The sequence below is a fragment of the Aequorivita vitellina genome (genome assembly GCF_022008365.1).
In the GTDB taxonomy this organism is placed as follows: Bacteria; Bacteroidota; Bacteroidia; order Flavobacteriales; family Flavobacteriaceae; genus Aequorivita; species Aequorivita vitellina.
On sequence record NZ_JAIRBA010000019.1, the window covers coordinates 17,395 to 33,316 of the forward strand.

Genomic DNA, 15,922 nt, shown 5'->3' on the forward strand with positions numbered 1-15,922 from the left:
TGAGGGTTTCAAGATTCTTTACTAATTAATCTTAAGACGTAAACGTGGTCTTGCCAGCTCGTATTACGTAACAATAGCGCGATATTACGTTGTTGCTACACATGTGTTAAGTAATAAAAATAAAAAACCGGCAGCGGGATTATCCGTGCCGGTTTAAATTTTTGGTGTCGCGGTTTAAATATCGTCAAATTCAATATCGGTAAAACTGCTCGTATCTGTTTTAGTATTTTCTGCGGTTGGTTGGGCAGCTACTGGCGCTTTGTCTGTTTCTTTCCCGTCTTCTGACTGGGCAGGTTTGTAGTTTTTTTGATGACGTTCGCTAATTACTTCTTCACCTTTTTCGTCAATTACATAATCTATCATTTCGGCTAAGGTTTCCTTAAACTCGTTAAAATCTTCTTTGTAAAGATAGATTTTATGTTTTTTATAATGGTAGGAACCATCGTCGTTTGTAAACTTTTTACTCTCTGTAATAGTTAGATAAAAGTCGCCGGCCTTTGTAGATCTTACGTCAAAAAAGTAGGTGCGTCTTCCGGCGCGCATTACTTTTGAAAAAATTTCTTCTTGCTCCATCGTGTAGTGCTCACTCATAATTTCTGTTTTTTGCTTAGGTAGTGCCAAAAATCTAAAAAAAATCCAAACTTGCCAAAGTAAATTTACATTTCTTTTTCCAAGAGCTGCTTTGCGTACAGTTCCTTGTAATAACCTTCGGAATTGACCAATGCGTTGTGTGTTCCCTGCTGAATGATTTTGCCGTTTTCCAAAACAATTATTTTATTGGCATTTTTAACCGAAGAGATTCGGTGACTTACTATTAGCGTGGTTTTAGTTTTTGAAATTTCGAATAAATTTTGAAGAATTTCTTCTTCTGTTTCGGTATCTACAGCCGAAAGACAATCGTCGAAAAGTAAAATCTGTGGATCTTTAATTATTGCGCGTGCAATTGAAACTCGTTGCTTTTGTCCACCGCTCAATGTTATACCGCGTTCGCCAAGCACGGTGTCATATCCTTTGGTAAAACCTATAATATTTTTATGAACGGCTGCGTTTTTTGCAGCTTGAATTACCTCTTCATCTGAAGCATTTTCTTTACCAAAACGAATGTTGTTGCGCAGCGTATCGCTAAAAAGAAAGGCGTCTTGTGGCACATACCCTATGCTGTTTCGCAAATCTTCTAGATTGAGATTTTTAATTGGGGTATTGTCTATTTTTAACATGTTTTCTTCCACATCGTAAAGTCTTCCAATCAATTCGAGAATGGTGGATTTTCCCGAACCCGTGTTCCCTATAATGGCTAGTGTTTCCCCGGGCTTCACTTTAAATGAAACGTTTGTTAGTGCCGTTATTCCTGTATCTGGGTAAGTAAAGCTGAGGTTATTAAATTCTATTGTACCGTTAATTGGGGTGCTTTCTTCCACGCTATTCTGGATGGCGGGTTCTGTTTTTAGAAATTCGTTTATACGTTTTTGCGAAGCTTCGGCCTGCTGTATCATTGAGGTTACCCAACCAACAACAGCTACGGGCCAGGTGAGCATATTTACGTAAATTAAGAATTCAACAATGGTTCCAAACTCTGCTATTTCACCATTAATATAACGGGTGCCTCCAATGTAAATAACAAGAATATTACTAACGCCAATAAGCAACATCATTAGCGGAAAAAACAAGGCCTGCACCTTTGCCAAATCTATGTTTTTTACTTTGCTGCCTTCAGCTAATTCTTCAAAGTTTTGGTTTGTTCGGGGTTCTATCCCGTAGGCTTTTATAACGGCAATTCCGCTAAAACTTTCTTGGGTAAAAGTGGTAAGTTTTGAAAGATATTGCTGTACAATTGTTGTGCGTCTGTTTATTAAAACGCTCAATCTATAAATGGCAATAGACAAAATAGGCAATGGCGCAATAGCGTACCAAGTTAATACCGGTGCTTTGTAAAACATATACGTTATAACCACAACAAAGAGCGTAATAGTAGTAATACTATACATAAGCGCTGGTCCCACATACATACGCACTTTTGAAACATCTTCGCTAATGCGGTTCATTAAATCGCCAGTTCGGTTTTGTTTGTAAAAGCCCAAATGCAGTTTTTCGTAGTGCTTGAATACTTCGTTTTTAAGGTCGTATTCTACGTATCGAGAAACCACGATAAACGTTTGGCGCATCATAAAAGTGAAAAATGCAGAAAGCAATGCAGCGCCCAAAAGCAATAAAATGTTTATAAGAAGTTCATGTTCAACAACACTTATATTTGTTATTTCGCCATTTAAATACTGCTTTACCGAGGTGACCGAGTCGCCCACTTTCATTGGTACTATCAATTTAAATACGGTAGCAATAATGGTGATAAATACCCCTAGAAGTATGCGGCCTTTATATTTTAAGAAATATTTATTGAGATACTTTAATTCTTTCATTTACTCTTTTTGAGTTACTGGGTTGCTGGGTTAGTGGTTGCAAAACGTATTTTGTGAATAATTGAATAACTTTGCGAAATAGTAACCATTTTAAAATTCTTAAATTATCTACGGATGCTTTGTGAAATTGACAACAAAGGGTTACTTTTGCACCGCCTTTTTAAAGGATATGTAACATAATTAAATAAGCTATGGTAACTGAGGTAATAGATACAAACGAACTTCATAAAATGGACCCTGTTTTCGGGCAAATGTCCTTTGATAATCACGAGCAAATCGTTTTTTGCAACGACAAAGATACTGGTTTAAAAGCAATAATTGGTATTCATAATACTGTTTTAGGACCAGCACTTGGCGGTACCCGAATGTGGAATTACACCAGTGAGTGGGAAGCGTTAAACGACGTACTTCGTCTATCTCGTGGTATGACGTACAAAAGTGCAATTACAGGTTTAAACCTTGGTGGGGGAAAAGCCGTATTAATTGGCGATGCCAAGACACAAAAAACTCCTGAACTTATGTTAAAGTTTGGCGAGTTTGTGCATTCTTTGGGCGGTAAATACATTACTGCGGAAGATGTGGGAATGGCAACTTCAGATATGGATTTGGTTCGTACAGTAACGCCATATGTAACTGGGATTTCAGAAGCAAATGGCGGGGCAGGAAACCCTTCTCCAATTACTGCGTACGGGGTTTTTATGGGAATGAAGGCTGCTGCAAAATATAAATTTGGAAGCGATATTCTGGAGGATAAAGTAGTATATGTACAAGGAATTGGTAACGTGGGCGAAGCGTTGGTAGAAAACCTAAGTAACGAAGGCGCCAAAGTTTTTATAGCAGATATTAATCAAGAGCGTTTAGAGGAAGTTCGCGATAAATACAATGTTGAAATTTACAGCGGTAATAATATTTACGCAGAAAAAATGGACATCTACGCGCCTTGTGCTTTGGGAGCGACAATAAATGATAGCACCATAAAACAATTAGATGCTAAAATAATTGCTGGTGCTGCAAACAATCAATTAGCTGAAGAACAAAAACACGGAACGATGCTTCGCGAAAGAGGCATTGTTTACGCACCAGATTTCTTGATAAATGCAGGTGGAATCATCAATGTTTATGCAGAACTTGAGAATTATGACCGCAAGGAAATAATTAGAAAAACCGAAAACATTTACAACACCACACTCGAAATTTTGAAGAAGGCGGAAGCAGATAACATTACCACCTATCAGGCAGCGTATAATGTGGCCCAAGCCAGAATTGATGCAAGAAAAAACGAAAAATAGTTTTCTTTTTTCTTAAAACACTATCTTTGCAGCGCACAGGAAATATCTTGTGCGTTGTTTCTTTAAACCCGTTCTTTCAAAAAATATATGCTTACAAGAAGACATATCCGCGTAAAAGTTTTGCAATCTGTTTACGCTTACAACCAGCGTCCCGATCCAAATATTGATATTCAGGAAAAGTTTCTACTCCACAGTATAGATCAGATGCAGGATTTGTATTTATTGATGTTGCAGCTGCTACTGTCTGTGCAAGATCAAGCTGAGAGTTTCTTAACGCGCTCTCAAAAAAAACACCTCGCAACTGCTCTCGAAAAAAACCCGAGTAGAACTTTTGTTGAAAATAAATTGCTGCAAATAATTGCGCAAAACACGACTTTTAACGACTTAATTGAGAAGAAAAACCTCAATTATTGGCAAATGGATAACGAGTATGTAGCTATTCTTTTTAACGAGTTGCGAGAGTTAGAATGGTACAAAACGTATTTGACTAAAACTGAAACTACCTATAAAGAAGATCAAGATTTTGTTATGCGCATTTACAAGGAGGTAATTGCACCAAACGACAAAATCTACGAATACTTAGAAGACAAACGCCTTACCTGGATAGATGACTTCCCCATTGTTAACACTGCCATTGTTAAAATGCTCAGCAAACTTTCAGAAAATAATGCTTCAGCACTACTGGTTCCAAATCTTTACAAAAACGTTGAAGATCGTGAATATGCCGTACAACTTTTTCGAAAGGTAATTCTAAATGAAGATAAGCTAAACACTGAAATTGTAGGTAAAACTCCCAACTGGGACCAAGAGCGAATTGCAGATTTGGATTTGATTATTTTGAAAATGGGCATTGCCGAATTTTTATACTTTCCGTCCATTCCGGTACGAGCTACTATTAACGAATACCTTGAAATTTCAAAAGAATATTCAACCCCGAAAAGCAGTATTTTTATCAATGGTATTTTAGATAAAATAGTAAAGGAATTTGGTGATAATGGCAAACTGAATAAAATTGGACGCGGACTTCAATAAGAGTAAAAAAATCCTTATTTTTGGCGTGCTAAAAACATAAAAAATCTAAATTATCATGAAAAAATCAGTTTTATTAGTAGCAATACTATCTGTTTTTGCCTTTTCATCTTGTAAAGACAATGCGGCAGACAAAGTAAACGAGGAAAATGTAGCCACTGCCGAAGCTCGTGACGCAGAATCGGGTAAGTTCCCAGTAATTACTTTTGAAGAAAGTCAATATGACTTTGGAACCATCGATCAAGGAACAAATGTGGAACACGTATTTAAATTTACAAATACAGGTGATGCACCATTAATGATCGTTAATGCTAAAAGTAGCTGCGGTTGTACAGTACCAGAATACACTAAAGAGCCAGTTGCTCCAGGTGACAGTGGTGAAATGCTAGTAAAATTCAATGGTAGTGGTCAAAATCAAGTTAGTAAAACAGTTACTATTACTACAAACACTAAAGCAGGAACAGAAACTTTAACCATTAAAGCTTTTGTAAACCCTAAAGCGGGCGCCGCGAAACCAATTAAAACCCCAACATCCTAATTTTTAAAACTTAGGAATAAATAATTACTATGGAACAAATACAAAGTTTTTTACCTATAATATTATTGTTTTTGGTAATGTATCTTTTCTTGATACGACCACAAATGAAAAAAGCCAAACAAGAAAAACAGTTTGCCGCCCAACTTAAAAAAGGCGATAAAGTGATAACTTCTGGTGGGCTACACGGTAAAGTACTTGAACTTTATGACGACGGTACTTGCATTATTGAAAGCGGAGCTGGAAAAATGAAGTTTGAAAGATCTGCCATCTCTATGGAAAGAACCGCAAAACTAAATGCACCAGCGAAGGAAAAGAAATAGTAAATTGTTCCTTTTTTAATTAAAAACTCCCTCACTATTTTAATAGTCGAGGGAGTTTCTTTTTGTTATTTGTATTTTAGGATTTGAATCTCCTTCCTTTATTCCTCTTCGCTTTTAAATTTTGAAAGATCTTGTGCGGTAATTTGTGCAATATTCACAATTACTTCTACTGCCTTTATCATGCTTTCAACTGGAACGTATTCATATCTGCCGTGAAAATTGTGTCCGCCAGCAAAAATATTCGGGCACGGAAGTCCCATAAAACTCAATTGCGAACCATCGGTTCCACCGCGAATTGGTTTTATTAGTGGCTTTATGTCTGCTTGTTCCATGGCTTGTTTTGCAATTTTCACAATGTGCATAACAGGCTCAACTTTTTCGCGCATATTGAAATATTGGTCCTTAATTTCAACAGTAACGACCTCCATTTCAAATTGATCGTTCAGCTCGTCGGCTAATTGTTGAACCATTTGTTTTCTCGCTTCAAAGTGCTTTTTGTCGTGGTCGCGGATAATGTATTGTAATTTTGTTTCGTCTACAGTTCCATTAATATTATGAAGGTGAAAAAAGCCTTCCCTACCTTCGGTGTGCTCTGGCGTTTCAAGTCTGGGTAGTGAATTAATATAATCTGTAGCAATGTACATACTGTTTACCATTTTACCCTTGGCATATCCCGGATGCACAATTTTTCCTTTTACAGTAACCACTGCACCTGCTGCGTTGAAGTTTTCATATTCAAGTTCGCCTACTTGGCTACCGTCCATGGTGTAAGCCCAATCTGCGCCAAATTTTTTAACATCAAATTTATGTGCGCCACGCCCTATTTCTTCATCGGGTGTAAAGCCTACGCGTATTTTTCCGTGTTTAATTTCAGGATTATTAATAAGGTATTCCATTGCCGAAACTATTTCGGTAATCCCCGCTTTATCATCAGCGCCCAAAAGCGTTGTGCCATCTGTAGTAATTAGGGTTTGCCCTTTATAAAGCAATAAATCTTCAAAATAATCTGGCGATAGAATAATGTCTTGTTCTTTATTTAAAACTATATCCTTTCCGTTATAATTTTCAATAATTTGTGGTTTCACATTGGCTCCCGTAAAATCTGGCGAAGTATCAAAATGCGAAACAAAACCAATAACAGGAACAGAATGCGAAACATTTGAAGGCAAAGTGGCCATTATATAGGCGTTTTCGTCAATTGTAACGTCCTCCATTCCAATTGCTTTTAGTTCTTCGGCTAGTTTATTAGCGAGGTCCCACTGCTTTTTAGTGCTTGGCGTAGTATCACTGTTTGGATCGCTTTCGGTGTCAATGGTTACATAACTTGTGAAGCGGTCAATAATATGTTGTTTTTCAATCATAACTTTTCGTTTACTATGCAAAATAAAGCATATTCAAAATAACAAATACATAGTTTAGTGTATTTTTGTACCACATTTTTCAACTATGTACAAAACCTTCATTCGTCCGCTATTTTTTCGTTTCGATCCTGAAAAAATCCATCATTTTACATTTTCGCTAGTTCAGTTTTTTCATAAAATTGGCTTCGGAAGTATTTTCCGAAGTATTTATAAAGTGGAAAACCCAAAATTGGAACGCGAACTTTTTGGTCTGAAATTTCCAAACCCAGTGGGACTTGCCGCAGGATTTGATAAAGATGCGAAGTTATACAAAGAACTTTCAAATTTTGGATTCGGTTTTATTGAAATAGGAACCGTAACTCCAAAACCACAACCCGGAAATGAGAAACCGCGATTGTTTCGTTTAAAAGAAGATTCGGCAATTATAAACCGGATGGGTTTTAATAACGGTGGCGTAGAAGAAGCTGTTGAAAGGTTGAAAGCGAATGGAAAGGCCGTTTCGGCTCCGCGCAACGACCCTGCCAAAAGTACAAGTGAGGAACGCAGCAAACGCACGGTGGCTGAGCGGAGCCGAAGCCCCAGAGTCTTAATAGGCGGCAACATTGGCAAAAACAAAATCACACCAAATGAAGAAGCCGTAAACGATTATATAATTTGTTTTGAAGCATTGTTTGATTATGTAGATTATTTTGTGGTAAACGTAAGTTCGCCAAACACGCCAAATCTGCGCGCTTTGCAGGAGAAGAAACCATTAACCGATTTGCTGCAAACGCTTCAGGAAAAAAACAATTCAAAAGCAAAACGCAAACCAATTCTTTTAAAAATTGCGCCAGATTTAACCGATGAGCAACTTTTAGACATTATTGAAATCGTTGAGACCACACAAATTGACGGCGTTATTGCAACCAACACAACAATTTCCCGCGACGGACTTGCTTCGGAAAACAAAAAAGAAATGGGCGGTTTAAGTGGAAAACCGTTAAATAAAAGAGCGACGGAAGTAATCCGTTTTCTTTCGGAAAAAAGCAACAAAGCATTCCCGATTATTGGGGTTGGTGGTATTCATTCTGCCGAAGATGCTTTAGAAAAATTGGATGCTGGCGCCAGTTTGGTGCAGCTTTATACAGGTTTTATCTACGAAGGTCCGGGCTTGATAAAGGAAATAAACAAAGCGATATTGAAAAGACATAAGACATAGGACACTTTTATAATGATAAAATGGCAATAAATTTACATCTCGAATTCAATAAACTGCGAGTCTTAAATCTTAAGTCTTATAGCGCAGCGGTCTTACGTCTTTTTTTATGATTGAAACCCTGATTTCCTTTTCAGTCGCTACTTTAGCGCTCGCCATTTCTCCTGGGCCAGACAATATTTATGTGCTAACGCAATCGCTGGTAAATGGTACGAAAAGCGGCATTGCAACAACTGCGGGTTTAATTAGTGGTTGCATTGTTCACACGACACTTTTGGCTTTTGGAATATCTGCGATTATAACAGCTTCCGATAAAATTTTCTACGGAATAAAGGTTTTGGGCGCTTGCTATTTACTGTACTTGGCGTACTCGGTTTATAAAAGTGACGAACACATTCATTTGTCTGAAAATGCCCCAAAAAAATCATACGTTCAACTTTTTAAAACAGGGGTGATAATGAATTTGGTTAATCCAAAAGTGATGATTTTCTTTTTGGCCTTTTTCCCTGGTTTTTTGTGGGACAAAGAAGGAAATACCATTTTGCAATTTTACGTATTGGGAATTACTTTTATGATAGTTTCATTTATAACCTTTAGTAGCATTGCAATGGCAGCTGGTAAAATTTCATCTTTACTTTTGAAATGGAAAAATATGGGAGTTGTTTTAAAATGGTTACAAATACTCGTTTTTGTCGGGATTGCGGTGTTTATATTAATTCCATAAATCTGTTATTTTTTTAAAATTGAAAGATTCCTGCCTGCGAAGGAATTGCTATCTTTGAACCAATGCAGCAAGTAAAAATTATAGAATGTCCCCGCGATGCCATGCAAGGCATAAAAGACTGGATTCCCACCGAGCAAAAAGTGAAATATATACAATCGCTTTTACGCTGTGGTTTTGATACCATCGATTTTGGAAGCTTTGTTTCGCCAAAGGCCATTCCGCAAATGCAGGATACTGCCGAAGTGCTTTCAAAACTGGATCTTTCAGCAACCAAAAGCAAGCTGCTCGCCATAATTGCAAATCTTCGCGGTGCCGAAGATGCCGTAAAACATCCTGAGATAGATTATTTGGGATACCCTTTTTCTATTTCAGAAAACTTCCAAATGCGCAACACGCATAAAACTATTGCTGAGTCTATGGTTTTGCTCCAAGATATATTAAATCTCGCCCATAAAAATGACAAAGAAGTAGTTGCTTATTTATCCATGGGTTTCGGAAATCCGTATGGCGATCCGTGGAATGTAGAGATAGTAGGCGAGTGGACCGAAAAGCTTTCGGCTATGGGTGTAAAAATACTTTCGCTTAGCGATACCGTGGGTTCTTCGAGCCCCGAGATTATATCATATTTATTTAGTAATTTAATACCCAAATATCCCCACATAGAATTTGGAGCGCATTTGCACACCACCCCGACCGCTTGGCACGAAAAAGTTGATGCTGCATATAAAGCCGGTTGCCGAAGATTTGATGGCGCCATTCAAGGTTTTGGAGGTTGCCCAATGGCAAAAGACGAATTAACGGGAAATATGCCTACCGAAAAAATGCTCAGTTATTTTACGGCTGAAAAAGTGTCGAGCAATATAAATCCAATGTCTTTTGAAAGTGCGCATAACGAAGCAACAAAAATTTTTACTAAATATCATTAAAATGAAAAGAACATTACTTTTAGCAATTCTCATTAGTTTTTTCGCGGTTGGTTGTTCCTCGGTTAAACCGACGGTTAAGGATATTAAAAACAGTGACGATATCGTCACACTGAAATTGGTCCAGATTAACGATGTGTACGAAATAGCGCCTTTAAGTGGTGGTGAGTACGGTGGTTTGGCACGTGTAGCACACATTCGCGATTCTATAAAACAAAAGTTCAAAAACACATATTTGTTTCTAGCCGGCGATTTTTTAAATCCTTCTTTAATAGGAACCTTAAAAGTAGCTGGTGAACGCGTAAACGGAAAGCAGATGGTAGATGTGCTTAATGCTTCGGAAATTGATTTGGTAACCTTCGGAAATCACGAATTCGATTTAGATGAAAAAGATCTGCAAAAAAGATTAAACGAGTCCAATTTTGAATGGACAACCGCCAATGTGAAACACGTTACCGATAATGGATCAGTGCCATTTACGTCGATACGAAATAATACTGCTATACCAACATCAGATTACGCATTGTATGAAGCGGCCGGCGAAAAGGGTAATACTATGAAATTTGCCGTGTTTGGGGTAACACTTCCTTCAAATCCGAAAGACTATGTTTCGTACGGCGATATTTATGACAATGCTGAAAGAGCCTATAATCTGGCGAGTAAAGAAGCAGATTTAGTAGTTGGTCTAACTCATGTTGCCATAGATGAAGATAAAAAAATAGCCAGTCGTTTGGGCTCCATTCCGTTGATAATGGGAGGGCACGAACACTTTAATATGTTGGAAAAGCAAGGCAATACAATTATCGCTAAAGCAGATGCCAACGCAAAAAGTCTGTATGTGCATACCATTACTTATAATTTAAACACAAAAGCTCTTTTCATCGATTCTGAATTGGTGATGGTAACCGATAGAATTGCGTCTTCGCCAAAAGTGGCAACCGTAGTGAGCAAGTGGACCGATCTTGTAGAGGAGAAGCTTAAAGAAGTGGTGGATAATCCTAAAGAGGTAATTTTCAACGCTGCCATACCGTTAGACGGTACAGACACGGCTAATAGAAGTAAGCAAACCAATATGGGCGAACTAATTGCACACTCAATGGTCAACGCTTATAATAATGAAGTCGCTGGCGCTTTGGTAAATGGTGGTTCTATACGATTAGACGACAAACTGGAAGGCGATATTACAAGTGTCGATATTTTTAGAGTGCTTCCTTTTGGTGGAAGTGTATTGAAAGTAGATTTAAAAGGAAGTCTTTTAAAAGAAGTTTTAGACTACGGCGAATTACAAAGTGGGGAAGGAGCTTATCTGCAACGTTATAACTTCTCAAGAAATAACAAAGGCGCGTGGCGAATAGGTGATGGTATTGAAACTATAATCGATTCAAAAACGTATACCGTAGCTTTTAGCGACTTTTTGTTGAAAGGATTTGATATTCCGTTTTTAACCCCAGATAACCCTGGAATTGTAAGTATTTATACCCCAAAGGAAAATGAAACTGCTGCCGATATTCGGAAAGCCATTATTGTTTATTTAAAATCATTAAAAGAATAACTGGTGAAAAGAGTTGTAAAAGTTGTGTTGGTAGTAGCGCTTATTGCTTTGGTGGCAATACAATTTATACGTCCTGAAAAAAATAACGGCGGTTATGAAAGTGTTGCAGTTTTTGAAACAGAAACCAAACCAACTTTGAAAGTGGCAGCAATTTTAAAAGAAAATTGTTACGACTGCCATAGCAACCAAACCCAGTATCCGTGGTATGCCGAAATTGAACCTTTTTCGTTATGGTTATACGACCATATTAGAGTAGGAAAAAAGCATTTAAATTTTTCTGCGTGGAGCGATTATTCGCTTAAAAAGAAGGAGCACAAATTGGAAGAATTGGTAGAAATGGTTGAAAAAGGCGAAATGCCACTCCAATCTTATGCAATTTTACACGGCAATATTTCCGAAGATGAAAAAAAACTGTTGTTGCAATGGGCTGGTGTTGCGAGACTTCGGTATAAGCAGCAATTGGAAGTTTCATCAATTAAATAACCGCTTCAATCTTATCTAAATTAAATCTAAATAAACTTGCGAGATTTCATAATCGCTATTATTTTTGCGGCTGAAAAACTAATCTATTTTAATTCAGTCTAAATAATATTCAATGAAAACTACAAACCTTTTAATCGCATTATTTATTAGTGCGATTTCTTTTTCACAAACATTTTCAGATTCTATTCCTGCTACTTCGGCAGCCCAAGAAAATGCAGCGCAACGCATTCTTTCTGGTAATTTCGGAAAGGCGGTAACTATTGGGGGGTATGGCGAAATGGTTTACAATCAACCTGAAGGCGATAACGGTAAACTAGATGTACATAGACTGGTGTTGTTATTAGGCTATAAATTTGACGAAAGAACACAGTTTATTACCGAAATTGAAGTTGAACACGTTGAGGAAATATATATAGAACAAGCGTTTGTAAACTATGCTATAAGCAATAATGTAAACCTACGTGGTGGATTGATGTTGATTCCAATGGGGATTGTAAACGAATACCACGAACCAACAACATTTAACGGTACGGAGCGTCCTGCGGTTGATCATGATATAGTGCCAACTACTTGGCGTGAACTTGGAGTTGGGGTAAACGGTCGTTTTCCCGAAATCTCTTTGGGGTACCAGGCTTATATTTTTAATGGTTTCAAATCTACTGCCTTAGACGATGAAGGTGGCGTAAAAGGATTTTTAAAAGGAAAAGACGGTTTACGAGGTGGACGTCAAAAAGGAATTGAATCTACCGTGGACAGTCCAACTTTTTCAGCAAAACTTGATTACTACGGAATTCCAGGGCTGCGTTTTGGGTTAGCTGGATATTTTGGGCAAACACAAGCTGCAGATGAGGTAGAAGATTTAGATGGCGCAAACATTGGCGTTTCCATGGTGGGATTCGACGTTCGTTATGCTTTCCGTAAGTTTACGGCTCGTGGCGAGTTTATCTATGCTTCCCTTTCTGATACAGACAAATACAACACACTAACCGGAAGAGATTTGGGTAGTGCTCTAATGGGGTACTATGTGGAAGGTGCTTATAATTTACTGCCGCTTACCGCTAAACAAAAACTTTATGCCTTTGCTCGTTACGAACAGTACGATACGCATGCAAGTACTGATGGCAGTTTGGTGAGTAACGATGCTTACAACCGCCAAGATATTACCGCAGGACTGTCTTACCACATTGCCAATGGAGTAGTTTTAAAAGGCGATTATCAATTTAAAGATAATGCGCTGGATGGAGCTGAGGTTTCAAACCAACTAAATTTTGGAATTGGCGTTTGGTTCTAACAAAATCCCTGCGAAGGCGGGGATCTTTTATTTTCAATTAAATACCTTTGTCTTTATGAATACAAGATTTTTCATTCTCTTTATTACATCTTTCGTTTTTGTAGCATTTTCCGTTCCAGATAATGTGGCTAAAAAAGCGCATAAAGAAATGGTCAAGTTTTACGAGACCGAAAATATTTCGAAAGAAATTATTTCGGTCTCTAAAGATTTGAATGCAAAAACAGTATCAGAATTTGGAGATGAAAACCTTTTTAAAATTATCTCCAACGGCAAATTTATCGGTTATGGCTATATTGGCAATGCACCCAGTAAAACCGCCACTTTCGATTATTTGGTTTTGTTCGATAAAGACTTCGTAGTAACCCATAACAAAGTGCTTATTTATCGTGAAGAATACGGTGGCGAAATAAGTAGTAAACGTTGGTTAAAACAGTTTTTGGGAGCATCGCCTTCTTCCGAAGAATTTCTTTACAATCGCAACATTATTCCTATAAGTGGGGCGACTATTTCGGTGAAATCCTTGACTACTGAAATGAATTCTCTAATGAAGAGTATTGCAATCCTGCAGAAACTAAAAGCCTTGTAAATGCAACTACACGGCCTTATCCACACCCTTCCCCGCTACGTAAAACAGTTTATTGCTGCCTTTGTTATCGTGTTAAGTGTTGGGTATTTTACAGGTTTAAATTTTGTGCGCCAAACGGATTCAACAGATGCAAAAGGACTTGTGGAGAACTATCTTGGCAATGAAGATGCGGAAGATATAACAGTAATGAAATTTAAAAAAGGCGAGCGCGAAATGCTTACCATTTTGCACACGCACATTTTATCCATTTCGTTTATTTTCTTTATGCTCGGCGGTTTGGTGGCTATTACTTCCCTGCCCACAAAATTGAAAGCTTTTTTAATGATCGAACCTTTCGCGTCAATCCTCTTAACTTTTGGTGGTATATATTTTATGTGGAAAGGCATGCTTTGGATGAAATGGATTGTAATGATTTCTGGCATTTTAATGACCGTAGTTTATGTAGTAGCAGCGGGGGCGGTGCTTTGGCAATTAATAGTTTCTAAAAAGAAATAGTACTTTCTTCAAAAAACCACAAGTACTATTGTGGCAACGCGCGAATAATTCATAATCCATTACACTTAATTCTGAATTAATTGATGTACATTTGCACGCAATTAAACCATAATCACATTCCGATCCTGTTACTTCTACCGTTAAGCCTCGGATATTAATTTAATTGCAATGACCGCACACGACAACAAAATTCTAGGAGAAGGACTTACTTACGACGATGTACTTTTAGTACCTGCCTATTCTGAAGTTTTACCACGCGAAGTTTCTATCGCCACAAAGTTTTCCCGAAATATTTCATTAAACGTTCCAATTGTTTCCGCAGCTATGGATACCGTTACCGAAAGCGCTATGGCCATCGCTATTGCTCGCGAAGGCGGTATTGGCGTGATTCATAAAAATATGAGTATTGAAGAACAAGCGGCCGAAGTTAGAAAGGTGAAACGTGCCGAAAGCGGGATGATTATTGATCCAATTACACTTCACAAAGAAAACACCGTGGGCGATGCCCAAAATACAATGCGCGAATACAGCATTGGCGGAATACCAATTACTGATAAAAATGGTAGTTTAATAGGAATTGTTACCAATCGCGATCTTCGTTTTGAAAAAAACTTTAAACGTCCGTTGAGCGAAGTAATGACCACCGAAAATCTAGTTACGGTAGCGCAGGGTACTTCTTTAAAGGAAGCTGAAATTATTCTTCAAAAAAATAAAATTGAAAAACTACCGGTAGTAAGCGATGCCGGAAAGTTGTTGGGGCTTATTACATTTAGAGATATTACCAAACTCACTCAAAAGCCCAACGCGAACAAAGACCAATACGGCAGACTTCGTGTTGCCGCTGCTTTAGGTGTTACTACCGACGCCTTTGAAAGAGCCGAAGCATTGGTAAACGCACAAATTGACGCGGTAATTATAGATACCGCGCACGGCCACACCAAAGGCGTGGTTGAAGTTTTGAAAAAGGTTAAACAAAAGTTTCCCGATTTAGAAGTAATTGTTGGAAACATTGCAACAGCCGAAGCGGCAAAATATTTAGTAGATGCGGGTGCAGATGCTGTTAAAGTAGGAATTGGACCTGGCTCCATTTGCACAACTCGTGTGGTTGCTGGAGTTGGTTTTCCACAGTTTTCAGCGGTGTTGGAGGTTGCAGCTGCTTTAAAAGGTAGCGGTGTGCCAGTAATTGCCGATGGCGGAATACGTTATACAGGCGATATTCCAAAAGCGATTGCTGCAGGTGCAGATTGTGTAATGTTAGGTTCGCTGCTGGCTGGAACTAAAGAGTCGCCGGGGGTTACTATTATTTACGAAGGAAGAAAATACAAGTCGTACCGCGGAATGGGTTCTGTGGAAGCGATGCGCGAAGGTTCCAAAGACCGTTATTTTCAAGATGTTGAAGACGATATTAAAAAATTGGTTCCCGAAGGAATCGTTGGTCGCGTGCCGTATAAAGGTGAGTTATTTGAAAGTATGACCCAGTTTATTGGCGGTCTTAGAGCCGGAATGGGTTATTGTGGTTCCAAAGATATTGAGACATTAAAGCAAAATGGACGCTTTATTAAAATTACAGCTTCGGGTATAAATGAGAGCCATCCACACGATGTTACCATTACCAGCGAATCACCAAATTATAGCAGATAATTGAAAAATATAAATAACTTTATTCAGTTTATGGCTTGAAAAAAAAGTGTTGGGAAGTTTCTCAACGCTTTTTTTTATGGT

Annotated in this window: 16 protein-coding genes; 13 read left to right on the forward strand and 3 right to left on the reverse strand. The window is 38.1% G+C overall.

Annotation, left to right across the window (positions count from 1 at the left end; all coding sequences use genetic code 11):
* Window positions 1–174: 174 nt before the first annotated feature.
* Both K8089_RS10250 and K8089_RS10255 read right to left on the reverse strand, forming a co-directional pair.
* Window positions 175–591 carry a PUR family DNA/RNA-binding protein gene (locus K8089_RS10250; protein ID WP_237603194.1) on the reverse strand — a complete coding sequence of 139 codons (417 nt, stop codon included), beginning with the start codon at window positions 589–591 and terminating at the stop codon, window positions 175–177.
* A gap of 65 nt (window positions 592–656) precedes the next feature.
* Complete coding sequence (locus tag K8089_RS10255) at window positions 657–2,414, reverse strand: ABC transporter ATP-binding protein (RefSeq protein WP_237603195.1); 1,758 nt, start codon at window positions 2,412–2,414, stop codon at window positions 657–659.
* 191 nt (window positions 2,415–2,605) lie between these two features.
* On the opposite strand from K8089_RS10255, the gene K8089_RS10260 reads away from it, so the two are divergent.
* From K8089_RS10260 to yajC, 4 genes are all read left to right on the forward strand, one after another.
* A complete protein-coding gene (locus K8089_RS10260; RefSeq protein ID WP_269352612.1) occupies window positions 2,606–3,703 on the forward strand; it encodes a Glu/Leu/Phe/Val family dehydrogenase in 1,098 nt (365 codons plus the stop codon).
* Between the two features lie 87 nt (window positions 3,704–3,790).
* The gene (gene nusB, locus K8089_RS10265) at window positions 3,791–4,735 is read left to right on the forward strand and encodes a transcription antitermination factor NusB (RefSeq protein ID WP_237603196.1); all 945 of its coding nucleotides are present in this window, start codon (window positions 3,791–3,793) and stop codon (window positions 4,733–4,735) included.
* A gap of 55 nt (window positions 4,736–4,790) precedes the next feature.
* On the forward strand, window positions 4,791–5,270 hold the full coding sequence (locus K8089_RS10270; RefSeq protein ID WP_237603197.1) for a DUF1573 domain-containing protein: 480 nt from the start codon (window positions 4,791–4,793) through the stop codon (window positions 5,268–5,270).
* Window positions 5,271–5,299: 29 nt separating this feature from the next.
* Entirely contained in the window at window positions 5,300–5,590 is a 291-nt protein-coding gene (yajC, locus tag K8089_RS10275) for a preprotein translocase subunit YajC (RefSeq protein WP_237603198.1), read from the forward strand.
* A 98-nt stretch (window positions 5,591–5,688) separates the two neighbouring features.
* Here yajC and pepT read toward each other — a convergent pair whose 3' ends face one another.
* Complete coding sequence (gene pepT, locus K8089_RS10280) at window positions 5,689–6,951, reverse strand: peptidase T (protein WP_237603199.1); 1,263 nt, start codon at window positions 6,949–6,951, stop codon at window positions 5,689–5,691.
* A gap of 85 nt (window positions 6,952–7,036) precedes the next feature.
* Between pepT and K8089_RS10285 the strand changes: the two genes are divergently transcribed.
* The 9 genes from K8089_RS10285 (at window position 7,037) to guaB (ending at window position 15,841) form a co-directional block, all read left to right on the forward strand.
* Window positions 7,037–8,149: a quinone-dependent dihydroorotate dehydrogenase gene (locus K8089_RS10285; RefSeq protein WP_237603200.1), complete on the forward strand. Its 1,113-nt coding sequence runs from the start codon at window positions 7,037–7,039 to the stop codon at window positions 8,147–8,149.
* A 106-nt stretch (window positions 8,150–8,255) separates the two neighbouring features.
* A complete protein-coding gene (locus tag K8089_RS10290; protein WP_237603201.1) occupies window positions 8,256–8,870 on the forward strand; it encodes a LysE family translocator in 615 nt (204 codons plus the stop codon).
* Between the two features lie 62 nt (window positions 8,871–8,932).
* On the forward strand, window positions 8,933–9,796 hold the full coding sequence (locus K8089_RS10295; protein ID WP_237603202.1) for a hydroxymethylglutaryl-CoA lyase: 864 nt from the start codon (window positions 8,933–8,935) through the stop codon (window positions 9,794–9,796).
* A 1-nt stretch (window position 9,797) separates the two neighbouring features.
* The gene (locus tag K8089_RS10300) at window positions 9,798–11,345 is read left to right on the forward strand and encodes a bifunctional metallophosphatase/5'-nucleotidase (RefSeq protein ID WP_237603203.1); all 1,548 of its coding nucleotides are present in this window, start codon (window positions 9,798–9,800) and stop codon (window positions 11,343–11,345) included.
* Window positions 11,346–11,348: 3 nt separating this feature from the next.
* Window positions 11,349–11,828 carry a heme-binding domain-containing protein gene (locus K8089_RS10305; protein ID WP_338149246.1) on the forward strand — a complete coding sequence of 160 codons (480 nt, stop codon included), beginning with the start codon at window positions 11,349–11,351 and terminating at the stop codon, window positions 11,826–11,828.
* Window positions 11,829–11,940: 112 nt separating this feature from the next.
* On the forward strand, window positions 11,941–13,119 hold the full coding sequence (locus K8089_RS10310) for a hypothetical protein (RefSeq protein ID WP_237603204.1): 1,179 nt from the start codon (window positions 11,941–11,943) through the stop codon (window positions 13,117–13,119).
* 55 nt (window positions 13,120–13,174) lie between these two features.
* The gene (locus K8089_RS10315) at window positions 13,175–13,705 is read left to right on the forward strand and encodes an FMN-binding protein (protein WP_237603205.1); all 531 of its coding nucleotides are present in this window, start codon (window positions 13,175–13,177) and stop codon (window positions 13,703–13,705) included.
* Window positions 13,706–14,200, forward strand: coding sequence for a hypothetical protein (locus K8089_RS10320; protein WP_237603206.1), 495 nt, complete (start codon window positions 13,706–13,708; stop codon window positions 14,198–14,200). It abuts the gene before it with no gap.
* A gap of 168 nt (window positions 14,201–14,368) precedes the next feature.
* Window positions 14,369–15,841, forward strand: a complete 1,473-nt coding sequence (gene guaB / locus K8089_RS10325) for an IMP dehydrogenase (RefSeq protein WP_237603207.1) — start codon at window positions 14,369–14,371, stop codon at window positions 15,839–15,841.
* The last annotated feature ends 81 nt before the right edge of the window (window positions 15,842–15,922 follow it).